Source organism: Bacillus siamensis, assembly GCF_051628075.1.
In the GTDB taxonomy this organism is placed as follows: Bacteria; Bacillota; Bacilli; order Bacillales; family Bacillaceae; genus Bacillus; species Bacillus siamensis.
In genome coordinates this window covers 2825018-2847457 of the sequence record NZ_CP155579.1, presented here as the reverse complement: position 1 = coordinate 2847457, position 22440 = coordinate 2825018, and the positions used below count along the sequence as shown (strand labels likewise).

General features: G+C 47.1%; 19 protein-coding genes, 2 pseudogenes and 1 other annotated feature. Of the genes and pseudogenes, 15 read left to right on the top strand and 6 right to left on the bottom strand.

The genetic code is table 11. The annotated features are described in order from the left end of the window. Positions 1-51 precede the first annotated feature (51 nt). From ABDB98_RS13900 to ABDB98_RS13875, 6 genes and pseudogenes are all read left to right on the top strand, one after another. The gene (locus tag ABDB98_RS13900) at positions 52-747 is read left to right on the top strand and encodes a response regulator transcription factor (RefSeq protein WP_438420434.1); all 696 of its coding nucleotides are present in this window, start codon (positions 52-54) and stop codon (positions 745-747) included. Beyond that, positions 740-1744, top strand: coding sequence for a sensor histidine kinase (locus tag ABDB98_RS13895; RefSeq protein WP_438420433.1), 1005 nt, complete (start codon positions 740-742; stop codon positions 1742-1744). Before ABDB98_RS13900 ends, ABDB98_RS13895 begins: the two co-directional genes overlap by 8 nt. 105 nt (positions 1745-1849) lie before the next feature. Then, a pseudogene (locus tag ABDB98_RS13890) lies at positions 1850-2606 on the top strand (ABC transporter ATP-binding protein); the annotation flags it as partial. Continuing rightward, positions 2599-4539, top strand: coding sequence for an ABC transporter permease (locus ABDB98_RS13885; protein ID WP_438420432.1), 1941 nt, complete (start codon positions 2599-2601; stop codon positions 4537-4539). The pseudogene ABDB98_RS13890 and the gene ABDB98_RS13885, both read left to right, overlap by 8 nt. A gap of 105 nt (positions 4540-4644) precedes the next feature. Continuing rightward, positions 4645-5364, top strand: coding sequence for a YwaF family protein (locus ABDB98_RS13880; protein WP_438420431.1), 720 nt, complete (start codon positions 4645-4647; stop codon positions 5362-5364). A gap of 195 nt (positions 5365-5559) precedes the next feature. Next, complete coding sequence (locus ABDB98_RS13875) at positions 5560-6744, top strand: MDR family MFS transporter (RefSeq protein WP_438420430.1); 1185 nt, start codon at positions 5560-5562, stop codon at positions 6742-6744. A gap of 39 nt (positions 6745-6783) precedes the next feature. On the opposite strand, the gene ABDB98_RS13870 is transcribed toward ABDB98_RS13875, so the two are convergent. Continuing rightward, positions 6784-7569, bottom strand: coding sequence for a PAS domain-containing protein (locus ABDB98_RS13870; RefSeq protein ID WP_438420429.1), 786 nt, complete (start codon positions 7567-7569; stop codon positions 6784-6786). Between the two features lie 389 nt (positions 7570-7958). Between ABDB98_RS13870 and ABDB98_RS13865 the strand changes: the two genes are divergently transcribed. From ABDB98_RS13865 to ABDB98_RS13850, 4 genes are all read left to right on the top strand, one after another. Next, positions 7959-8294, top strand: a complete 336-nt coding sequence (locus tag ABDB98_RS13865) for a DUF4257 domain-containing protein (RefSeq protein ID WP_076982551.1) — start codon at positions 7959-7961, stop codon at positions 8292-8294. A gap of 102 nt (positions 8295-8396) precedes the next feature. Then, positions 8397-8610 (top strand) — a binding site (T-box leader). 109 nt (positions 8611-8719) lie between these two features. Continuing rightward, positions 8720-11134 (top strand): leucine--tRNA ligase, encoded by a 2415-nt coding sequence (gene leuS / locus ABDB98_RS13860; RefSeq protein WP_060964509.1) that lies wholly within the window; start codon positions 8720-8722, stop codon positions 11132-11134. A gap of 115 nt (positions 11135-11249) precedes the next feature. Further along, positions 11250-11561 (top strand): rhodanese-like domain-containing protein, encoded by a 312-nt coding sequence (locus ABDB98_RS13855; RefSeq protein WP_438420428.1) that lies wholly within the window; start codon positions 11250-11252, stop codon positions 11559-11561. A gap of 26 nt (positions 11562-11587) precedes the next feature. Then, positions 11588-12124: a GNAT family N-acetyltransferase gene (locus ABDB98_RS13850; RefSeq protein WP_438420426.1), complete on the top strand. Its 537-nt coding sequence runs from the start codon at positions 11588-11590 to the stop codon at positions 12122-12124. A 35-nt stretch (positions 12125-12159) separates the two neighbouring features. Here ABDB98_RS13850 and ABDB98_RS13845 read toward each other — a convergent pair. Next, a pseudogene (locus ABDB98_RS13845) lies at positions 12160-12676 on the bottom strand (alpha-glucosidase/alpha-galactosidase); the annotation flags it as partial. 122 nt (positions 12677-12798) lie between these two features. On the opposite strand from ABDB98_RS13845, the gene ABDB98_RS13840 reads away from it, so the two are divergent. Beyond that, positions 12799-12981: a sporulation protein Cse60 gene (locus ABDB98_RS13840; RefSeq protein ID WP_013353238.1), complete on the top strand. Its 183-nt coding sequence runs from the start codon at positions 12799-12801 to the stop codon at positions 12979-12981. A gap of 35 nt (positions 12982-13016) precedes the next feature. On the opposite strand, the gene opuD is transcribed toward ABDB98_RS13840, so the two are convergent. Together opuD and ABDB98_RS13830 are read right to left on the bottom strand one after the other, a co-directional pair. Continuing rightward, positions 13017-14555: a glycine betaine transporter OpuD gene (gene opuD, locus ABDB98_RS13835; RefSeq protein ID WP_438420424.1), complete on the bottom strand. Its 1539-nt coding sequence runs from the start codon at positions 14553-14555 to the stop codon at positions 13017-13019. 166 nt (positions 14556-14721) lie between these two features. Beyond that, the gene (locus ABDB98_RS13830; protein WP_438420423.1) at positions 14722-15987 is read right to left on the bottom strand and encodes an NAD(P)/FAD-dependent oxidoreductase; all 1266 of its coding nucleotides are present in this window, start codon (positions 15985-15987) and stop codon (positions 14722-14724) included. A 205-nt stretch (positions 15988-16192) separates the two neighbouring features. Between ABDB98_RS13830 and ABDB98_RS13825 the strand changes: the two genes are divergently transcribed. Further along, on the top strand, positions 16193-17830 hold the full coding sequence (locus tag ABDB98_RS13825) for a putative polysaccharide biosynthesis protein (RefSeq protein ID WP_016938523.1): 1638 nt from the start codon (positions 16193-16195) through the stop codon (positions 17828-17830). A gap of 56 nt (positions 17831-17886) precedes the next feature. Beyond that, positions 17887-18606: a pseudouridine synthase gene (locus tag ABDB98_RS13820; RefSeq protein ID WP_438420422.1), complete on the top strand. Its 720-nt coding sequence runs from the start codon at positions 17887-17889 to the stop codon at positions 18604-18606. A gap of 130 nt (positions 18607-18736) precedes the next feature. On the opposite strand, the gene ABDB98_RS13815 is transcribed toward ABDB98_RS13820, so the two are convergent. Continuing rightward, positions 18737-18958 carry a DeoR family transcriptional regulator gene (locus tag ABDB98_RS13815; RefSeq protein ID WP_003152337.1) on the bottom strand — a complete coding sequence of 74 codons (222 nt, stop codon included), beginning with the start codon at positions 18956-18958 and terminating at the stop codon, positions 18737-18739. A gap of 282 nt (positions 18959-19240) precedes the next feature. Between ABDB98_RS13815 and ABDB98_RS13810 the strand changes: the two genes are divergently transcribed. Both ABDB98_RS13810 and ABDB98_RS13805 read left to right on the top strand, forming a co-directional pair. After that, positions 19241-19945 carry an ABC transporter ATP-binding protein gene (locus tag ABDB98_RS13810; protein WP_438420421.1) on the top strand — a complete coding sequence of 235 codons (705 nt, stop codon included), beginning with the start codon at positions 19241-19243 and terminating at the stop codon, positions 19943-19945. Continuing rightward, positions 19942-21102 (top strand): ABC transporter permease, encoded by a 1161-nt coding sequence (locus tag ABDB98_RS13805; RefSeq protein WP_438420420.1) that lies wholly within the window; start codon positions 19942-19944, stop codon positions 21100-21102. The genes ABDB98_RS13810 and ABDB98_RS13805 overlap by 4 nt, the downstream gene beginning before the upstream one ends. Before the next feature lie 33 nt (positions 21103-21135). Here ABDB98_RS13805 and ABDB98_RS13800 read toward each other — a convergent pair whose 3' ends face one another. Next, positions 21136-22440, bottom strand: a complete 1305-nt coding sequence (locus ABDB98_RS13800; protein WP_438420419.1) for an NCS2 family permease — start codon at positions 22438-22440, stop codon at positions 21136-21138.

The window sequence follows — 22440 nt, the reverse complement described above, 5'->3', positions numbered from 1 at the left end:
TGTACGCAACAGCCGGTTTTTCATCTATTAATCAGAAAAGGGTGAATACAAATGTTTCACATTTTGTTAATAGAAGATGATAACACTTTGTTTCACGAGATGAAAGAAAGATTAACGGGCTGGTCATTTGCGGTGCACGGAATAAAGGATTTCAGCCGGGTCATTCAGGAGTTTTCACAAATCAAGCCTGATTTGGTAATCATTGATGTACAGCTGCCGAAATTTGACGGCTTTCACTGGTGCAGAATGATACGCTCTCAATCAAACGTACCGATTCTGTTTTTGTCCTCGCGTGACCATCCGGCAGATATGGTCATGTCGATGCAGCTCGGGGCGGATGATTTTATACAGAAGCCTTTTCACTTTGATGTGTTAATCGCGAAAATCCAGGCGGTATTCCGCCGCGTGCACCAATACGGCACAGAACCGGTGCTGATGAAAAGATGGTGCGGGGCGGTCATTGACACAGAAACCGGCACAGTCAGCCATAAAAACGGTTCGGTCGAACTGACCAAAAACGAAATGCTGATTTTAAAGCTGCTGGCCGAGCAGAAAAATAAAATCGTCAGCCGCGAAGAACTCATCAGAAGCCTATGGAACGATGAACGTTTCGTCAGCGATAACACGCTGACGGTGAATGTCAACCGGCTGCGGAAAAAGCTCGATCATTTAGGTATCGGGAAAATGATTGAGACCAAAGTGGGACAGGGGTATATCGCGAAGGAGGAAGACGGTCTTTATGATTAAATCATTTCTGCTCGAAAGAAAAAGCTGGATCGCGATGTTTCTTTTTCAGCAGGCCGTACTCCTTTTCGCGGCATATATTGATCCGTCCATTCCATTTTTATCGGCGCTGTATTTTATTTATTTGTCACTTCTCGCCTTTCTCGTTTTTCTCTTGTTCCGCTATCGGAAAGAGACCGCTTTTTATAAAAGCTTAAAAGATTGGGACGCTGATTTAGATATTTCCGGTCTAAAAGCGCCCGACAGTCCGTTTGAGTTGATCATTGAAGAAAGCATTGAAGAACAGACAGAGCGATTAAGAAATAGCTCACTTCATATGCAGGCGGCGTCAGAGCATGAGAAGGATGAGCTGATGTCGTGGATTCACGAAGTCAAAACACCGCTGACAGCGATGCATCTCATGATCGAGCGCCTTGATGAACAGCCGCTGAAAGCCCCTTTGCATTATGAATGGCTGCGGATTCACCATCTCCTCGACCAGCAGCTTCATCAGAAACGATTGTCCTTTATCGAAAATGATTTATCGTTCCAGCGCATTCAGCTCCGCCCGCTCGTTTTCAAAGAAATTAAAAATCTGCAATCATGGTGTATACAAAAAGGAATCGGGTTTGACATACAGCTTGAGGCACAGGACGTTCTCAGTGACGGAAAATGGCTTTCTTTCATCATCAGACAGCTGTTAAGCAATGCCGTCAAATACAGCGAAGCGGATGATATAACCGTAAAAAGCTATGAACTAAACGGCCGGGTGCATGTGGATATCAAAGACCGCGGCATCGGCATCAAGCCTAAAGATCTTCCGCGCATTTTTGAAAAGGGGTTTACCTCCACGCGGATGAGCCGTGATCACGCGTCAACGGGAATGGGCCTGTATTTGGCTCGAAAAGCTGCGGCTCCGCTTCACATCCAGATCAGCGTGCGATCAGAGCCGAAACGAGGCACGGTTTTTATCTTGGTATTTCCGAAACAAAACGACGCCGTCAGCATGTTCAGCGTGTGACAAAAGTGTCACATGCTTTTCTCTTTTGTTCGCTTAATCAAACGAAAAAAACGGCTTTTGTTTTTAAAATGAAGATAACCAATGTAAAAGGAGAATCGTAACGTAATGATCTTAGAAGCAGGCAATATTCGAAAAAACTACGGAAATAAGCTGAATAAGCAGGAGGTGCTGAAAGGAATTGATCTTCAGATCCAAAAAGGGGAATTCGTCAGCATTATGGGCCCGTCAGGATCAGGGAAAACCACTCTTTTGAATGTGCTTTCTTCCATTGATAAAGTGAGCGCGGGCACGATCAGACTGAATGAGACGGAGATCACATCCATGAAAGAAAAACAGCTTGCCGAATTCAGAAAACGGCACCTCGGTTTTATCTTTCAGGATTATAATTTATTGGATACGCTGACCGTGAAAGAAAACATACTCCTGCCGTTATCCATTACGAAAATGCCTAAAAAAGAGGCGGACCGGCGTTTTGCCGAGACGGCAGAGGAGCTTGGCATCTATGAGTTGAGAGATAAGTATCCGAGTGAAATTTCCGGCGGACAAAAACAGCGGACGTCTGCCGCGAGAGCTGTTATTCACGAGCCGGGGATTATTTTTGCTGATGAGCCGACGGGAGCGCTTGATTCTAAAGCCGCTTCGGATTTGCTGAATAAACTCAGCCGTTTGAATCAGAAGCGCCGCGCCACCATTGTGATGGTGACGCATGATCCGGTTGCCGCCAGTTATTCCGGACGTGTGGTTTTCATTAAAGACGGCCGCGTGTATACACAGCTGAATAAAGGCGGCCAGGACAGACCGGACTTTTTTCAGGATATTATGAAAACGCAAGGTGTATTGGGCGGAGTTCAGGCATGAGCATTCATCATTTGATCTTCCAGAACCTGAAAAAGAATATGAAAAACTATTACCTTTACGTGTTTGCGCTGGTGTTCAGCGCCGCCCTTTATTTCGCGTTTGTCACGATGCAATACGATCCGGCGCTTGATGAAATGAAAAGCTCCATAAAAGGAGCGGCGGCAATTCGGGCCGCCTCTATTCTGCTTGTGGCGATCGTGTCGGTATTTCTTTTATACGCCAACACCATTTTTATCAAACGCCGCGGCCGGGAAATCGGCTTATTCCGATTAATCGGCATGACGAAAATGCACATTTTCCGCATACTCAGCACAGAAAACTTCATTTTGTATTTCGGATCGATATGGATCGGTATTTTTGCCGGCTTTTCTCTCTCGAAATTATGTATGATGATGCTGTTTCATACAGTCGGTGTGAAAGCCTCTGTCTCACTGTTTTTTTCAAGCAAGGCGCTCGTTCAGACGTTAATTGTGTTCGGGGCCATTTATGTGCTGATTATGATGATGAATTACTTATTTATTAAACGGCAAAGCATTTTGTCTTTATTTAAAACCGCGTCATCGTCAGAAAGCGGCATAAGGCGGCTCTCTTGGGTGCAGATGACAATCGGCGTCATCGGTATCGCGGCCATTATCGCCGGCTATGCCGTGTCCGCAGATTTATTCGGAGGCCATTTTACAACCATGAATGAACTGTTTTCGGCAATGGTGTTTATTCTTGGATCGGTCATTATCGGAACGTATCTGTTTTTTAAAGGTTCAGTCAGTTTTTTGGCAAACCTCATCCGGAAATCAAAAGGCGGGTATCTGAATGTCAGTGAAGTGCTGTCTTTGTCATCCATTATGTTCCGGATGAAGTCTAACGCCGTCCTGCTGACAATTATTACGACGCTGTCGGCGCTGTCCATCGGTTTGCTGTCTTTAAGCTATATATCGTACTACTCCGCGGAAAAATCGGCTGAGCAAAATACAGCGGCGGACTTTGCGTTTGATAACCAAAAGGAGGCAGACTCATTTACCGCCTTATTGAAGAAGAACGGTATTGAATATCAAGTGAAAACAATCAAGACCATTCAAGCCGGTGTCAATGTGAAGAACATCGTAAACGGCGATATGAAAAGCTTCGCACAGGACCCGTCCAGCTTGGCGCTGCCGGTTGTCAGCGAGAAAGACGCAGAAGGCGTGTCACTCTCCGACGGAGAAGCCGTGTTTACCGGATATAATGATATGATGAAAAGATTTCTCGACTTGAAAACGTCGGGTTCCATTGATATAAACGGCAAAACGGATAAAATACCGCTGGCGTATAAGGGCTTGAAGAACGACTTCATCCTGTCATATCCATTTACAAGCGGAGGGCTGCCGACCGTGATCGTCACACAGCATGTATTTGACAGGATCGAGAAAGATATCGACCCGTCCATTCAGGGAAAATCAAATCGGTTTTTCGGCATTACACTCAAACATGAAGAGGACGTCCAAAAAGCTGATGACCTGTTTCAGGCACAGCATTATTCAGACGGCGCCCTTTCACAGTTTGAAACGGCTGACACCCAAAAGAAAAATATGGGGCTGATCATGTTTATTGTCGGATTTTTAGGCTTAACTTTTCTGATCACCTCGGGCTGTATCCTTTATTTTAAACAAATGGGCGAGTGTGAGGATGAGAAGGCTGATTACACGATATTGCGGAAGCTCGGCTTCACAACGGGAGATCTGCTGAAAGGCATCCGCCGGAAGCAGGCGTATCATTTCGGCATTCCGCTCGTTCTCGGGCTGTTCCACAGCTATTTTGCCGTTCAGTCAGGATGGTTTTTGTTCGGAACGGAAGTATGGACGCCGATGATCATCGTCATGGCGCTGTACACGCTGCTGTACTCCATCTTCGGCATGCTGTCGGTGCTTTATTATAAAAAGGTCATTCGGTCCGCATTGTAAAACAAGTTGAGGAGCCCCGCACAGCGGGGCTTTTTTTTGCATGAATAGAAAAAAGCGATTTTTAAAAGAATAGACATACGTCATTTTTTCGCACGGGGGAGCCTTATGCAGAAGTATTTTCAATTGAAATCTGAAACAGGGGCTTTTCATCTTTTTTCCAAGGAACACATTTTCACGCTGCTGATCATCGGATTGCTGGGGGCGGGCGTGATCGTATTTCGGAAAAAGCTCCATCACGGCCGGCCGAATCGCGTTTTCCGATATGTGCTGTTCATTCTTCTAGCCGTGTCGCAGATCAGCTATCATATATGGCTGCTTAGCCAACATGTCTGGTCGCTGAAAACATCTCTGCCGCTGCAGCTGAGCGACCTTTCCGTCTATTTGGCGATGCTGATGGTCATGACAAAAAGCAAAAAGCTGTTCGCCTTTCTCTATTTTGCCGGCTTGGGCAGCGCCATACAAGCGATGGCCACACCTGATTTAGGGGCGTATTCTTTCCCTCATTTTCGGTACATCGTATTTTTCATCTCGCACGGCTGTGTGTTTCTAGCCTGTCTGTTTATGGCCGGAGCGGAAAAGTACAGACCGTCGGTGCGTGCGCTCTGGGTGTCATTGCTGATCGTAAATCTGTACGGGGCGTGTGTCTTTTTGATTGACCGTGTGCTGAATGCAAACTACCTCTATTTAATGAAAAAACCGAAGACCGCTTCGCTTCTAAATGTTCTCGGCCCTTGGCCGTGGTATCTTCTTTCAATGGAAGCGGCGGTTGTGCTGAGCTTTTTCATTCTGTATATTCCGTTTTGGCTTCTGAGGAAAAGAGCATAAAGCCCGCTTATGTTTGTGAAGCCGATCATTTGTAATTTTTTCAACATTCCGGCATTATTTTTTTCAGATTCTGATGTTGTAAAAAGGCGTCCGCGGCGATAAAATGAATCTGCTATGATAACGTGATCGATACGGAGCTGCAGCTTGCGGTTTCCGTTTTTTCATGGGGTTTTTTATAGAGAAAGGGGGATCGGTATGCCGCGCGCTTTGAAGATATTAATTATCGGAATGTTTATCAATGTGACGGGCGCATCTTTTTTGTGGCCGCTGAATACGATCTATATTCATAATCATTTAGGAAAATCGCTGACTGTCGCGGGGATTGTGCTGATGCTGAATTCCGGAGCCAGTGTGGCGGGGAATTTATGCGGCGGATTTTTGTTTGATAAAATCGGCGGATTCAAATCCATTATGCTGGGCATTATCATCACCTTGGCAAGTCTTCTCGGACTCGTTCTGTTTCACCAGTGGCCCGTTTATATTTGGCTGCTCATCGTTGTCGGGTTCGGTTCCGGCATCGTGTTTCCGGCCAGCTACGCCATGGCGGGAGCAGTCTGGAAAGAGGGCGGACGGAAAGCTTTTAATGCAATTTATGTAGCTCAGAACGCAGGTGTCGCGGTCGGTTCAGCACTCGGCGGAATGGTTGCGGCGTACTCGTTTACGTACGTGTTTTTAGCCAATGCTTTGCTGTATGTGCTGTTTTTCCTTATCGTATTTTTCGGGTTTCGAAATATTAAAACCGGAAATGCGGGCCAGGTCTCTGTACTGGACTACGAGCCTGTCAGCAGCAGAACGAAATTTACGGCGCTTCTTATACTGAGCGGCGGGTATGTTCTCGGGTGGATTGCCTATTCGCAGTGGTCCACAACCATTGCGTCACATACTCAAAGCATCGGTATGCCGCTTTCATTATACAGTGTGCTCTGGACCGTAAACGGAATCCTGATTGTCGCCGGACAGCCGCTTATAGGTGCTGTTCTGAAAAAATGGTCCGGTGCGTTAAAAACGCAGATGGTCATCGGCTTTTGTATTTTTATCGTCTCGTTCGGCGTGCTCCTTGGCGCCAAGCACTTTCCGATGTACCTTACCGCGATGGTGATTTTAACAATCGGAGAAATGCTTGTCTGGCCTGCCGTGCCTACTATTGCCGATCAGCTTGCGCCTAAGGGGAAAGAAGGGTTTTACCAAGGGTTCGTCAACAGTGCGGCGACGGGCGGCAGAATGATCGGGCCGCTCCTTGGCGGCGTGCTGGTTGATCAATACGGCATGAGCGTGCTGCTCTTGATCCTGATGGCGCTTCTTGTCGTCAGCATCCTAGCGACGGTGCTGTATGACAAACGTCTGAAAACCGTTAATAAACAAAACGTCCAAGTGCGTTAACGACATGAAAAATCCCGCTGTTTCGGCGGGATTTTTTGTTTATAAGACCGGAAGCACGTTGACCGCGTCCTTAACATTTAAATACGTCTTTAATGAAGTAAAGCTTGCATCAAGCTGATTCATTCTCATGGCGAGGGAAGGCTTGATCCCGGTGATGATCAATTCTGTGCCGATTAAATTAAGCAGATGATGCAATTTGAAAATCCGGTCTGCGGTCTGTTCGTTTACCTCAGCCAAACCTGATAAGTCTATAATTAAGTAATCATCTTTAGATGCGGTTAATATGTCTGTCAAAGTTGTCACGATGGAATCAAATCGTTCTTCTGTTAAATTCCCCACTAACGGCATGGCGGAGATCCCGTTTCGAATCGGAACGATCGGCGTTGACAGCGTCGCAATTTCTCCGAGGGAATCCTCAAGAAGCTTTTCGTACTCTTTCTGCTCTGTGATGTCTTTTTGAAAACCGACAAAATAGAGCTTGTCTTCAACATAAAGAGGATCAATATTGAGTTCATTCCAAAACGGGGTGCCGTCTTTTTTGACATTTTTCAGCCGCACCGTGATCTTTTCTTTATGTTTTAGGCCTTTTCTTATTTTCGCGACTTGTTTTCGGTCGGTTTCTTTTCCTTGCAGAAATCTGCAGTTCTTACCTAATATCTCTTCGGAAGAATAGCCTGTCATATCCATAAATCCCTGATTCGTATAAATGATGGGATTGTCCTCAAGAGAGGGGTCTGTAATCACCACGCCGATGCGTGCGTGATCAAGCGCCTTTTTGATAAGCTCCAGCTGCTCCAGTTTTCCGAGTACATTTGAGTCAGCCATATAAAACCCCCTTTTGGCCGTAAAGCTGTGCACTTTTTTCAGCCATTGTTTCTCCCCTTTTTAAATGAATCTACAGTAACCGTAGCATAACACATGTTCTGTTTCAAGCAGCCGCAGTTTGCAATTTGTCATTCGGGCTTGTCTTCATATACACTGAATATATAAGGGGAAGGCACATCATTGCTAAGTAAGTGACTAGGTCATTGTCACTGGGTGAAAAATGAATCTAATGCATCAAGCTTACCGATCATGTGTTCACATATAATGGAAGAAACAAGCTTTTTACTTTCCTGCTCATTCGCCGGTATGTAGATATCGAAAATCATCGTATTCGTAAGGGGGCTGGATGGCCTGAAGTCGCTTTACTAAATAAGGGCTTTAGGAAGGTGATGAAGATGCTGCATCAGGTAATTATTGCTTGTGTAATTGGAGGAATCATGGGGGTTCTCGGTCATGTGAAAAAGAGAGGCAGGCTGGAGAAACCCAGAATGACAAAGCGGTTTATCTATCTCGGTTTTTTGGAAGATGGTTTTATCGGAATGGCTGCTTCCATCTTACTTGTCTTATCCGCTAACCCCGATTCAGGAATTCAACTCGTCATCTTATCCATAATCGCAGGCTACGGCGGAGAAGCTGTTCTCAGGAGCTTTGATTTTGTCAGGGAGCAAAACAGTGATTCGGCCGAAGCAAAACCACACCAGCAAAAAAATCCTCCATCAAAATAATATCCCCGCTCATGACCCGTTCTGGGTACATTCCCATTGTATACAAACCTGCTTGCACTTATGAACAGAATTCTATAAAATACAGGTAAGATTACGGTAGCGATAAGAACAGTGAAGAGGAGCAGTAAGAAGCAGATTTTGCAGTCAGAGAGTTGACGGCCGGTGCAAGTCAATCAAGTCTGTTTCCGAACTCGCCTCAGAGTTGCAGCGGCAAAACCGCTGACGCATAACTGCGTTAAAAGTATCAAGTGAGTGCGGCTTAAAACCGCGCTAACGAGGGTGGTACCGCGGGAAACAAAAATCTCTCGTCCCTTTTTGGGATGAGGGAGTTTTTTTTAGTTTTAGAATAATCTGAATATCATCTTCCTTATCCCGTCAATACTTGGACTACATACGCCGTATTCAATCAGAAGGAGGTTTTTGCGTTGAGTTTTCAGCACGAAAAAATAGAAAAGAAATGGCAGAATTACTGGTTGGAGCATAAAACGTTCGCCGTCAGCGAAGAGAGTGACAAGCCGAAGTTTTACGCGCTTGACATGTTCCCGTATCCTTCAGGAGCCGGCCTTCATGTCGGGCATCCGGAAGGCTATACGGCAACCGACATTCTTTCACGCATGAGACGCATGCAAGGGTACAACGTGCTTCATCCGATGGGATGGGACGCGTTCGGGCTTCCCGCCGAGCAATACGCGCTTGACACGGGGAATGATCCGGCTGAGTTTACGAAACACAATATCGATAATTTCCGCCGCCAGATCCAATCGCTCGGTTTTTCATATGATTGGGATCGTGAAATCAATACGACTGATCCCGACTACTACAAGTGGACGCAGTGGATCTTCACCAAGCTGTATGAAAAAGGTCTCGCTTATGTAGACGAAGTGCCGGTCAACTGGTGCCCAGCACTCGGAACGGTGCTTGCGAACGAAGAAGTCATTGACGGCAAAAGCGAGCGGGGCGGCCATCCGGTTGAACGCCGCCCGATGAGACAATGGATGCTGAAAATCACTGCTTATGCGGACAGGCTTCTTGAAGATTTAGAAGAGCTTGACTGGCCTGAAAGCATTAAAGACATGCAGCGCAACTGGATCGGACGCTCAGAAGGCGCAAACGTCCATTTCGCGATCGACGGCACTGACGACACATTCACGGTGTTTACGACAAGACCGGACACGCTGTTCGGCGCGGCTTATGCCGTGCTGGCTCCAGAGCATGAGCTTGTGGAGGCCATCACGACGGCTGAACAAAAAGAAGCGGTAGACGCTTATATTAAAGAAGTTCAGGCGAAAAGTGACCTGGAACGGACGGATCTTGCGAAAACAAAAACGGGCGTCTTCACGGGCGCATATGCGGTAAACCCGGCAAACGGGGAAAAGCTGCCGATCTGGATAGCTGATTATGTCCTCGCTTCTTACGGAACGGGTGCTGTAATGGCCGTGCCGGCGCATGATGAACGCGATTTTGAATTCGCCAAAGTGTTCAGCCTGCCTGTCAAAGAAGTCGTAAAAGGCGGAAACACGGAAGAGGAAGCGTACACGGGAGACGGAGAACATATCAATTCCGGCTTTCTGAACGGACTGAATCAAGCGGAAGCGATTGAAAAAATGATCGCCTGGCTTGAAGAAACGAAAAACGGTGAGAAAAAAGTGACATACCGTCTGCGTGATTGGCTGTTCAGCCGCCAGCGCTATTGGGGCGAGCCGATTCCGGTCATTCATTGGGAAGACGGCACTTCAACAGCCGTTCCGGCAGAAGAGCTGCCGCTGATTCTGCCGAAAACCGATGAGATCAAACCGAGCGGAACAGGTGAATCACCGCTTGCCAACATTAAAGAGTGGGTAGAGGTCACTGATCCTGAAACGGGCAGAAAAGGCAGAAGAGAAACGAATACGATGCCGCAATGGGCGGGAAGCTGCTGGTATTTTCTTCGCTTTATCGACCCGAAAAATCCGGATCAGCTCGCTTCACCTGAGAAACTGGATAAATGGCTGCCTGTCGATATTTACATCGGAGGAGCGGAGCATGCCGTGCTTCACCTTCTGTACGCGCGTTTCTGGCATAAATTCCTCTATGATATCGGTGTCGTACCGACGAAAGAACCGTTCCAAAAGCTGTATAACCAAGGAATGATTCTCGGGGAAAATAATGAAAAAATGAGTAAATCCCGCGGAAACGTCGTTAATCCGGATGAAATTGTGGCGTCTCACGGAGCAGATACGCTCCGCCTGTACGAAATGTTTATGGGGCCGCTTGACGCCTCTATCGCCTGGTCTGAATCAGGTCTTGACGGAGCGCGCCGCTTCCTTGACCGTGTATGGCGTTTGTTTATCGAGGAAAACGGCGAGCTGACGGGCAAAGTGACAGAAGGCGCGGGCGAAACTCTTGAGCGCGTCTATCATGAAACGGTTATGAAAGTGACAGAAAACTTCGAAGCGCTTCGCTTTAATACGGGCATCTCTCAGCTGATGGTCTTCATTAATGAAGCCTACAAAGCGAATGAACTTCCGAGAGAATATGTCGAAGGCTTTGTGAAGCTGCTTTCTCCTGTTGCGCCGCATTTGGCGGAAGAACTGTGGGAAAAACTCGGCCACGAAGGTTCAATTGCATACGAAGCCTGGCCTGCTTATGACGAATCAAAACTGGTGGATGATGAAGTGGAAATCGTCGTCCAGCTGAACGGAAAAGTAAAAGCGAAATTAATGGTTCCGGCTGATGCTGATAAAGCAGCATTAGAACAGCTCGCACAAGCTGACGAAAAAGTAAAAGAGCAGCTTGAAGGAAAAACGATCCGAAAAATCATTGCCGTACCGGGCAAGCTTGTCAATATCGTGGCAAACTGACCGGACGAAGCCCCTCTCCTACTGAGAGGGGCTTTTTTATCAGGCCTCTATCATAGAAATTGCACCGCGGGCTTTGGTATACTTACACCATAAAGATGAATGGGAGTGTCACAAATTGAAAATAAATGAAATCAGCACAGCCGCACTTGAAGAAAAATTAAAAGCGGGAGAAGAGCTGTATCTGATTGATGTCAGAGAAGATGAAGAAGTAGCCGAAGGAATGATTCCGCAGGCTGTTCATATCCGCATGGGGGACATCCCAGAAAAGATGGATGCGTTAGACAAGGAAAAGGAATATGTATTTATCTGCCGTTCCGGAAAAAGAAGCATGAACGTTTGTATGTATTTACATGAGCAGGGCTTCCGTACGGTTAATGTTGAAGGCGGAATGCTGGAATGGGAAGGCGAAACAAAGCCGAAGAAATAACGTTGTGAAGTGAAAGAAGAAAAGGGATGCACGTCTTTTCTTCTTTTTTTATAGAAAAAACGGGAGGCGATCAGGTGAAACCGGTCATACGCGCTATGAAAGCAAGTGATATCAAACAGGTCCGGCAAATCGCGGAACGAAGCTGGCATCATACGTATGAAGGGATTATCCCCAGACACATTCAGGATCAGTTTCTCGAATCTGCCTATCATGATGAGATGATGGAACGCCGGCTTCGTCATTCACTGTTCCTTGTGGCAGAAGAAAAAGAGGGAAGACATCTCGGTTTTGCAAATGCCACCCCGGTTCAAAAAGACGGGAAAGCGGAGCTCGCCGCCATTTATATTGATCCGGATTGTCAGGGAAGCGGGATAGGCACGGCACTTCTTAACGAATGCATCAGACAGTCCGGCGGGATAAAAGAGCTTTATGTCCATGCAGAAAAAGAGAACCGCCCCGCCTTGTCCTTTTATCAGGCTAAAGGATTTCAATGGGTATGTGAATTTGAAGAAGACTTTAAAGGACACACCTTACAGACGGTCAAACTGGTGCTGAACATATAAAGCGTCCGGCCCCCTCAAGGGCCGGATCGCGTAGATCAATGATAAGCCGGAAGCCAGTCTTTGTGCGCTTCAAATAAGTCATCGCACAAAGATATGATGTCATTTATGGAAAGCTCGGCGTTCGTATGCGGATCAAGCATCGCCGCCTGATAGATAGCTTCCTTTTTTAAAGTGACGGCCGCTTCAATGGTTAAAAGCTGTGTGTTGATGTTCGTTCTGTTGAGCGCCGCGAGCTGTTCCGGAAGTTCGCCTGAATAGCACGGCATCATTTGATTTTTGACGGCGGCGCACGGCACTTCTGCGATCGCTTTCGCCGGCAGATTCTATCAGCCCCGTATTTAGCACATTGCCGCCGAACATAAACGGATGCCCCGTCTCCATCGCTTCTATCATTCTCGAACCATATTCTTTCGAGCGTTCATGCGTGAGGTTTTGATTGTTGGTGATGCCGTCTTTCATCGTTTCCCAATTTTTGATTTGTTCAGTGCATCTCCTCGGATATTCATCAAGCGGGATTTAGAGTTCGTCTATCAGCTCCGTCACATTTTTGCGAGCGTTTTCAATAACTATTTTCGGTTGTTTTTAGTAAAGATCAGTAAAAAATAAAAACTTGTTTATTCTCTATCATAATTCATTTCTGACGGAATAAATTGATAGGGAAAGGAGAGGATGACGTGCTGAAGATAGCTGTGTTTGATGAGGAGCATGAGAAGGATTTGCAGACTGAAGTCAATTCATTTTTAAAGGGGATTTCTGAAGAACAGCTCGTTGATATCAAATATACGGTAGCGGCAGCCTGTGATCCTGAGGGTGAGCAGCTTTATTGTTTTTCCGCTCTCATTTTATATCGGAAATAAAGAAGCCCGGACGAATGGCCGGGCTTCACTGTGCATTATGCTTTTTTGACGCGGGGACTTCTCGGCTTTTGGTATTTCTCCGCTTGTTTGATTCCTTTTCTTTCACTCGCTAATGACTTGTACAGAGACACGATCATCAGAAGGATTACGACTGAAAACGGAACCGCAGCGAGAATGGCTGTGTTTTGCAGTGCGGCAAGGCCGCCGGAATATAATAAAACTGCTGCCACGGCAGACTGGATAATGCCCCAGGTGACTTTCACCCGGTTTGAAGGGTCCAACGAGCCGTAAGTCGTCTGCATTCCAAGCACAAATGTCGCTGAATCGGCTGATGTAATAAAAAATACAGCGATCAGAACAAGCGTCAACACGGATGTCACCATTGTGAGCGGATAGTGGCTGAGAGCGCCGAACAGCATCGTATCCGTCGACAATCCGGCGACATTGAAGACGCCTTTCTGCTGGAGATCCATTGCAGATACGCCGAAAATCGCAAACCATAAAAAGGCCAATATACAAGGTGTCACTAACACACCGATTAAAAATTCCCGGATGGTCCGGCCCCTTGATACACGGGCGATAAAAATGCCGACAAACGGAGACCAGGAAATCCACCAGGCCCAATAGAAAATGGTCCAGCTGTTAATCCATTCGCGTTTTTGGGGATCATTCGGTGACAAGCGGAAGCTCATCTGCACGATATTTTGGATGTACTGCCCGATAGAATCGGTAAATGAGTTCATAATCAGCACCGTCGGGCCTGCAATGAGCATGAAAAGCATTAATATACCCGCGAGCACCATGTTGGTATTGCTTAAGTATTTAATTCCCTTGCCGATTCCGCTCCACGCAGAAATTAAGAAAAGCACGGTCACGACAACGATCAAGATCAGCTGAATGGAAAATGTCTTCGGAATGCCGAATAAATAATGCAGACCGCCGTTGATCTGAGTCGCGCCGAGCCCCAAGCTTGTCGCCACACCGACAACCGTTGCAAATACGGCGATACAGTCAATCGTCTTGCCGATCGGACCGTTCACTTTATCGCCTAAAATCGGTGTCAGTGTGCTGCTGATCAAACCGGGGGCATCTTTTCTGAATTGAAAATATGCGATACATAAAGCGACGACGGCGTATATGGCCCAAGCGTGCAGCCCCCAATGGAAAAACGTATACCGGAGCGCATCACGAAAAGCTTGGGGCGTTTCTGTTTCACCTGAGGGAGAGCTGATCGCGTAATGGCTGATCGGTTCCGCAGCCCCGTAAAATACAAGGCCGATTCCCATGCCTGCGCTGAATAGCATGGCAAACCATGATAATAAGCCGAATTCCGGTTTTTCCCCGGGTTTTCCGAGTTTTATTTTGCCGATCGGACTCACGATGAGAAAGAGACAGAAACCGACAAATATTGAAACGGCCAGCAGATAATACCAGCCGAAAGAATCCGTAACAAAACGTTGTGCCGTATCTGTCACTTGCTGCAGGCTGTCAGGTGAAATAACTCCCCATAAAACCGTAGCGGCTGTGATAACGATCACAATCCAAAAAACACTGGAGATATTCTTTTTCTTCAACCGTTCTCACCCTCTGACTATTTTTTCAATACGCCATTTGCTTTAGTATGATCGTACGATTGCAGATCATCCTTTTCTTCCTATTCCCTCAATCAGGTGAAACAAAACGCAGAAAACTCTATCATGTTTTTGGTGGGGCGCTCAGGTTAATGTGCTTAAAACCATTTTACAGCGAGTGTGAGTAACGTCCTGCATTCAAGCCGGCGAGACGGCCCGTAACAAGGGCTGACGTGATATTATAGCCTCCGGTGTAGCCGTGAATGTCAAGGATTTCCCCGCAAAAATATAAGCCCTCCATTTTTTTAGACGCCATTTGTTTCGGTTCAATCTCTTTTACGGAAACACCGCCGCCCGTGACAAACGCTTTGTCCAAAGAAAGCGTTCCGTCTGCTGAAACCGTAAATTGTTTGCAGTCTTTGACAAACGCCCTGAATTGATCCTTCGGCAGCTCCGTGAAGCTGATCTGAGGATCAAGGCCGTTCCGCTCCAGAAGGAAAAGCAGGTACCGTTCCTGCATCCATGGTCTGAGCGCGTTTTTGAGCGCTTTTTTCGGCGTGTCTTTCAGCTCCTTGTGCATCCGCTGAAACAACTCTTCCTCGGTGATACCGGGAAACAGATCAATGCGGAGCTTGACCTCTGGCTGCTTTTTCAGTTCTTTGACGACAAACTGGCTGCAGCGGAGAATGGCGGGGCCTGACAAGCCGAAATGGGTAAACAGCATGTCCATCACATGTGTGACGACAGGTTTGCCTTTTTTATTCAGGACGCTGACGGCCGTGTTTCTAAGAGACAGCCCCTGAAGGGTTTTTTGCTTAATAAACGGTTCTGACGATGTAACCGGCACTTCTGTCGGAAAGAGTTCAGTCACGGTGTGCCCGGCCGCTTCCGCCCAGGCATAGCCGTCTCCGGTGCTGCCTGTATGGGGGACTGATTTTCCGCCGACCGCGATAATGACGGCGCGTGCGTTAATGTGTTCGTCATTGTTTGTCGTAATGCCCGCTGTTCTGCCATTCTCGTACCGCACTTCTTTTATTTTTTCATTTGTGCGGATGGTGACATTCAGTTCTTTTAAACGGTTCAAAAGCGCATCGACAACGCTTTGCGCTTTGTCTGTCACCGGGAACATGCGCCCGTGGTCTTCTTCTTTCAGCTGAATGCCGAGGTTTTCAAAAAAGGCGATGATATCTTCATTATTAAATTCGGAAAATGCGCTGTATAAAAAGCGGCCGTTGCCGGGAATATGTTTGATAATCTCTTCAACAGGGAGGCGGTTGGTCACGTTGCAGCGCCCGCCGCCGGAAATCGCCAGCTTCCGTCCCAGCTTGTTTCCTTTATCAATTAATAGAACATCTGCCCCTTTTTCACCTGCGGCAATGGCAGCCATTAAACCGGACGGGCCGCCGCCGATCACAATCACGTCATAATGTTTCATATTTCATCAACAACTTTCTTTTTCGCGTATAATAGGCGGAAATGTCCGCTTCCTGCTATTATAGCGAAAGAAGGGGAATCCTTAAACGTGTTTTGTTTTTTTAGAGCTTCCCAAAAAGTTTCCCGCTGTAATTATTACCGTCTATTTGCCCAGTTGTGTTAAAATAGAAAAGTTGAATCTTCGTAGAAAATGGTGATGAGGAAACATGTCAAGCAAATTGTTAAGGGGCACGTTCGTGCTGACGCTCGGCACCTATATATCGCGGATTTTAGGGATGATTTATCTGATCCCGTTCGGAGCGATGGTCGGAGCGACGGGCGGAGCTTTGTTTCAATACGGATATAATCAATATACACTGTTTTTAAACATTGCCACGATGGGATTTCCCGCCGCGGTTTCAAAGTTTGTCTCGAAATATAATTCCAAAGGAGACTATGAGACGAGCAGGCGGATGCTGAGAGCGGGAATGTCGGTTATGCTCGTTACCGGGATGATCGCTTTTTCGATTCTTTATATTTCGGCGCCGTTTTTTGCGGAAACATCTCTCGGCGGCGCAAGTAACAACGGGCTTACGATTGACCACGTCGTTTATGTCATCCGGATGGTCAGTCTGGCACTTTTGGTCGTGCCGATTATGAGTCTTGTACGCGGTTTTTTCCAAGGCCACCAGATGATGGGGCCGACAGCCGTTTCTCAGGTTGTGGAACAGCTTGCCCGGATCATCTTCTTATTGGGCGCAACATATTTGATTTTAAGAGTGATTAACGGCGGCCTTGTCATCGCAGTCGGATATGCGACTTTCGCAGCGCTGATCGGATCATTCGGAGGGCTTGTCGTCCTTTATATTTACTGGAATAAGCGGAAGGGCGATCTTCTGGCGATGAAGCCGAACCTTGTCCCGTCAGCGAACTTAAGCTATAAAAAAATGTTTATTGAGCTTTTCAGCTATGCCGCTCCTTACGTTTTTGTCGGACTGGCGATTCCTTTGTATTCTTATATCGATACGAATACGTTTAATAAAGCGATGATTGCGGCGGGCCATAAGGACATCAGCCAGGACATGCTGGCGATTGTCACCCTCTATGTGCCGAAGCTTGTGATGATCCCGGTTTCTCTGGCGACCGCTTTCGGTCTGACGCTGATTCCGACGATTACTGAATCGTTTACGAGCAGGAATTATAAGCTTTTGAACCAGCAGATTAACCAGACGATGCAAATCATTCTGTTTTTGGTTATTCCCGCCGTTGTCGGGATGTCCGTGTTATCGGGGCCGGCCTATACGTTCTTCTACGGTTCTGAAAGCCTTCGTCCGGATATCGGACAGGATATTTTGTTCTGGTACGCGCCTGTTGCGATTTTGTTTTCTCTGTTTACAGTAAACGCCGCGATCCTGCAAGGGATTAATAAGCAGAAATTTGCGGTCGTGAGCCTTTTTATCGGCGTCATTATAAAAGTGGTGCTGAACGTGCCGCTGATCAAACTGTTTCAGGGAGACGGCGCCATATTGGCAACGGCGCTCGGTTATATTGCTTCTCTTCTGTACGGTTTTATTATGATTAAGCGCCATGCGGGCTATTCGTATACGGTGCTTATGAAGCGGGTCATTTTAATTGCGGTCTTATCCGTTGTAATGGGAGTCGCGGTCAAGCTGACTCAATGGCTGCTCAGTTTCTTCGTAACGTACCAAAGCGGCCAGCTGCATGCGGCGATTGTCGTCTTTGTCTGTGCCGCTGTCGGCGGTGCGGTGTACATGTTTGCCGCGTACCGCATCGGATTTTTGCAGAAAATGTTTGGAAACCGTCTGCCGCGGGTTTTAAGAAGAGGCAGGCATTCCGCCCATTGAGGAATAATGAACAGTCCGCTTATTGCGGGCTTTTCTTTTTAAAGGAGAGGATCAGGATGAGACTTGATAAGCTGCTTTCAAACAGCGGATTCGGCTCAAGAAAAGATGTGAAAAAAATCGTCAAGGCAGGGGCTGTCATGATTGACGGAGAGCCGGCGAAAGATGTGAAAACCCATGTCGATCCGGATAAACAGGACATCACGGTATACGGAGAGCCGGCAGACTACCGGGAATTTATTTATGTCATGATGAATAAGCCGCAAGGAGTGCTGTCCGCTACAGAAGACAGCCGCCAGCAAACGGTCGTTGATCTGCTGACGCCCGAAGAACAGAGATTCGAACCGTTTCCGGCGGGACGTCTTGATAAGGATACCGAAGGATTTCTGCTTCTGACCAATGACGGGCAGCTCGCTCATCGTCTGCTTTCTCCGAAAAAGCACGTGCCTAAAACATACGAGGTCCGGTTAATATCACCTCTGTCACCGGAAGACATCATCAATCTGGAAAAGGGCGTCGTCATTGAAGGGGGCTATAAGACGAAGCCGGCCGCCGTTGAAATCATCACTGAAAGCCCGGATGAAACGGTCATTCATTTGACCATTACAGAAGGCAAATATCATCAGGTGAAGCTGATGGCAAAGGCTGTCGGAAATGAAGTGGCTTATTTAAAACGGCTTTCGATGGGGGCTGTTTCTCTTGATCCGGAGCTTAAGCCGGGAGAGTTTCGCGAGCTGACTGAAGAAGAGCTCGCAGCGCTGAAAGATACTGAAGTGTAATCGATATCAGAAAAGCCCAAAACAAATTTGTTTTGGGCTTTTTATATAGAGGAACAAAAAACAACAAGGCAAAGACGCTGCTTTGCCTTGCAGCATGTCAGGCCGAAAAGGGCCTTATGTAATTGTTCGCTTAAGATGTAATTTTTACTTTTTTTCGTGTTGTCTCCCACTTGCCTCGGCTAGGACTATGAACAAGATCATTGTATGCTAACACATTTAAGTCTCGCTGAATGGTTCTAGGTGTAATGCCGAATTCATCAACCAGTTCCTGTGTCGTCACAAGACCTTTTTCCTGGATGAACATGTAAACTGATTTAATCCGAGTCAGCATACGATTTGTTGAAGGTTTCAAAAAACCACTCCCTATCATAAGATCGGATGGACTTGATATACCACAACTTTCGACTCTAAAACTTCGTACGAATAAGCAACAAAGGCAGACATTCTGTTTTTTTCTCTTTTAACTGCCTCCATTATACACGATATGGCGGACATGAATCTAGGAATAAGCGCAGATAATTTTTTCCAATTGAGCGCCGCCTTGGTGCATTACTATGCCCGGCCCGCTTTTATTATTATGGAAACTGAAACTTTTTTTATACGTGTTCGTATGAAAACGGGGGAGGGAGAAAGCTTGGGAGACTTATTGAATGCAAATATCCTCTGCGCCGGTTATGCTGACAGGCCGAAGGTGATCTCGAATATATCTCTGTCGGTCAGCGCGGGGGAAATCGCCGGGTTAATCGGGGCAAACGGAGCGGGGAAAAGTACGGTGATTAAGGCGATTCTCGGGCTGTGCAGGGATATAGAAGGCGGAATTGAATGGAATGATTCATCTTATGCTTACATACCGGAGCGTCCGAGTTTTTATGAAGAACTGACGCTTTGGGAGCATCTTGAACTCACAGGGTCATTGCGGGGGATAGAAGCCGGAGAGTGCCGTGAGCGGGCCGGGGAGCTGCTTGATGAATTTTCATTGACGGCGGTAAAACACGAATTGCCTTCCGGTTTTTCAAAAGGGATGCAGCAAAAATTGATGCTCATACAGGCGTTTTTGGCGAAGCCGGATATTTACATCATTGATGAGCCGTTTATCGGGCTTGATCCGATCTCAACGAAGCTGTTTACCGACATGCTGATTGCTGAGAAGGAAAGGGGCGCGGGTATTCTGATGTGCACCCATGTTTTGGATACCGCCGAAAAAATCTGCGACCGGTTTTATTTGCTGGATCAGGGCGCTCTGCTTCTTCAAGGCACGTTAGCGGAGCTTCAAGAAAATACGGGGAGCCGTTCATTGTTAGATTGCTTTTATTCAGCGGTTCGGAGCAGTCAGCGATGACCGGGCGGGCTTTGTTTTTTCAAAGGCTGTTTCATTTTTGGCGGTATCAATGGAAGGTGTTTCAGACGGTCATTGATTGGACGGTCGCGCTGTATATCGTTCTTCCTGCTGCCGCATTTGCCGTTTATCAATATGCTGAATGGCTGAACGGCAGGGGGCTTCTTAATGGAGCGGCAGGAGTATTAGGCTGGGGCTGGCTGTATGTCTTCAGTATCCTGCTGTTGTGCACCGGTTTTATTCATACCTTTTTGCTGGAAGCGGATCACGTGTTTTTGGTGCATGCAAAATATTTGATGAAAAAGCTGAAACGGTACGCGCTTTTGTATTCGATGTTCCTTTCACTTATCAAATGGGGCGTGCTTGCCGTACTGTTATTTCCCTTATGGCGCCAGTACGGTGACTGCATCTTTTCGGCATATTCAGGCATTTTTTGCTGTCTGTCCGGCTTTCATGCCGCGATATTGGCAGTGCATCGGCAAAGAAAAATCAGACGGCAGACATTCGGAAATCAGGCGGCAGGCTGGCTGAAAGCGGCGGTTCTGTTGGCGGGCGCGTGTTTCATGATCCGGTTTGCCGCCGAGTGGTACTGGCTTTGGCCGGCAGGATGTATATTGTTCATCTGCTCCGTTGTTTTGACTTGGAAAGAAGCGGAGTCTTTATCGGCTTTTGAGGAAGAAGTGCTTGAGGAGAACAGGCGCAAGCTTTCATTCGCCGCCTTTGTTTTGATGCTCAGCCATGATGTGCAGCTGCCGAATGTGAAAAAGAAAGGGCGGAGCAAGCCGTTTTTATATCCCGGCTCAAAGCACATCTTTACAAAACGGTCGGCGTATACGGCGTGGAAAGAATTGTTTTTTAAAGTGCTGATCCGAAACGGCGGTTATCTCCGGCAGTTTTACCTTTTAACCGCGGCTTTTACGGCTCTTATTCTCGTTCTTCCGCTTTTGCTGAAGCCGGCAGCCCTCATTTTATTTACACTGGTCAGCCGATATGCCGCGTCGCTTCTCTTTGACCGGATCACGGACAAACCGGTTTTAAGCGGTATCGAAAAAGACAGTGATGACTATTTCCGGGCAAGAAACAGCGTATTAACCCTCATTCAAATCATCTGTTCCGGATGGTGCCTCATTGCTGCGGTTTTTTCCGCCCTCTATATGTGAAAAATCCCTTTCCGAAAAAGGAAAGGGATTTTTTTAATGTCCGTTCAAAATAAAAAGCTGAATAAAAAACAGCACCGCAAAGATGATGACTAAAGGATGGATTTCGCGCCATTTTTTCTTAGCGAGCTTCACAAGCGGGTATGAAATGAAGCCGAGCGCGATTCCGGTTGAAATACTGGATGTCAAAGGCATCGCCAAAATGACGAGAAAGGCCGGGAATGCTTCATCAAGCTCATTCCAGCGGATATTCGACACCGCCCCCATCATCAGGCTGCCGACAATAATCAGAGCCGGTGACGTAATGGCTGACACTTCTGATAAGACGCTGACAAGCGGACTGAAAAACATGGAAACGGCAAACATAACGGCAATCGTCAGCGCCGTCAGGCCCGTTCTTCCGCCGGCGGCCACCCCTGCTGAAGATTCAACGAACGCGGTCGTCGGGCTGGTGCCGAAGATGCTTCCGACCGTCGTAGCGGTCGAATCAGCTAACAGCGCTCTTCTCGCATTCGGCAGCTGATTGTTTTTGATCAATCCCGCCTGTTCGGCGACACCGATCATGGTGCCGGTCGTGTCAAAAATCGTAACGAGAAGAAAAGAAAACACAACGGCGTACAGACCGTGGTGCACGACATCCCCGAGGGCTCCGAACGGATTTGTTATTAAAAGTCCCTCAGGCAGGTGCGGGAAGGACATGAACCCTTTTGTAAAATGAATCTGACCGGTCAAAAAGGCAATGATAGCGGTCAGCGCCATACCGATGAACAGAGCTCCGTTTACATTCAGCACCATCAGCACGATACTGATGATAAGCCCGATAAGCGTTAAAATGACGGCAGGCGAATGAAGATCGCCGAGTGCGACTAAATTAGATTTATCAGCCGTGATGATACCGGATTGGCGCAAGCCGATAAACGCGATAAATAAGCCGATGCCGGTCGTAATGCCGTATTTTAAATTGTCCGGAATGGCTTCTATTAGTTGTTTTCTTAAAGGCGTTAACGATAAAATGATAAAGATGACTCCCGCGATAAATACGGCGCTGAAAGCCGTCTGATACGAAATGCCGCTGCCTGCGCCGACGACATGAAAGGCGAGATACGCGTTTAAGCCCATGCCGGGGGCAATGGCGATTGGAAAATTCGCAGCGAGAGCCATCCATAAAGTTCCGACAATGGAAGCGATAATCGTGGCGGTGAACACCTGGTCAAACGGAATTCCCGCATTTGAAAGGATCACCGGGTTGACGACAATGATATACACCATTGTAAAGAAGGTGGTCAGTCCCGCGGTAATTTCTCTTTTTATTGTCGTTTGATGCTTGTCGAGATGAAACAT

What these genes read in the sequence shown, in the direction of transcription:
- ABDB98_RS13900 (WP_438420434.1), top strand. Translation starts at nt 52, where the DNA reads ATGTTTCACATTTTGTTAATAGAAGATGATAACACTTTGTTTCACGAG.
- ABDB98_RS13895 (WP_438420433.1), top strand. Translation starts at nt 740, where the DNA reads ATGATTAAATCATTTCTGCTCGAAAGAAAAAGCTGGATCGCGATGTTT.
- ABDB98_RS13885 (WP_438420432.1), top strand. Translation starts at nt 2,599, where the DNA reads ATGAGCATTCATCATTTGATCTTCCAGAACCTGAAAAAGAATATGAAA.
- ABDB98_RS13880 (WP_438420431.1), top strand. Translation starts at nt 4,645, where the DNA reads ATGCAGAAGTATTTTCAATTGAAATCTGAAACAGGGGCTTTTCATCTT.
- ABDB98_RS13875 (WP_438420430.1), top strand. Translation starts at nt 5,560, where the DNA reads ATGCCGCGCGCTTTGAAGATATTAATTATCGGAATGTTTATCAATGTG.
- ABDB98_RS13870 (WP_438420429.1), bottom strand. Translation starts at nt 7,569, where the DNA reads ATGGCTGACTCAAATGTACTCGGAAAACTGGAGCAGCTGGAGCTTATC.
- ABDB98_RS13865 (WP_076982551.1), top strand. Translation starts at nt 7,959, where the DNA reads ATGAAGATGCTGCATCAGGTAATTATTGCTTGTGTAATTGGAGGAATC.
- ABDB98_RS13850 (WP_438420426.1), top strand. Translation starts at nt 11,588, where the DNA reads ATGCACGTCTTTTCTTCTTTTTTTATAGAAAAAACGGGAGGCGATCAG.
- ABDB98_RS13830 (WP_438420423.1), bottom strand. Translation starts at nt 15,987, where the DNA reads ATGAAACATTATGACGTGATTGTGATCGGCGGCGGCCCGTCCGGTTTA.
- ABDB98_RS13825 (WP_016938523.1), top strand. Translation starts at nt 16,193, where the DNA reads ATGTCAAGCAAATTGTTAAGGGGCACGTTCGTGCTGACGCTCGGCACC.
- ABDB98_RS13820 (WP_438420422.1), top strand. Translation starts at nt 17,887, where the DNA reads ATGAGACTTGATAAGCTGCTTTCAAACAGCGGATTCGGCTCAAGAAAA.
- ABDB98_RS13805 (WP_438420420.1), top strand. Translation starts at nt 19,942, where the DNA reads ATGACCGGGCGGGCTTTGTTTTTTCAAAGGCTGTTTCATTTTTGGCGG.
- ABDB98_RS13800 (WP_438420419.1), bottom strand. Translation starts at nt 22,440, where the DNA reads ATGTTTCATCTCGACAAGCATCAAACGACAATAAAAAGAGAAATTACC.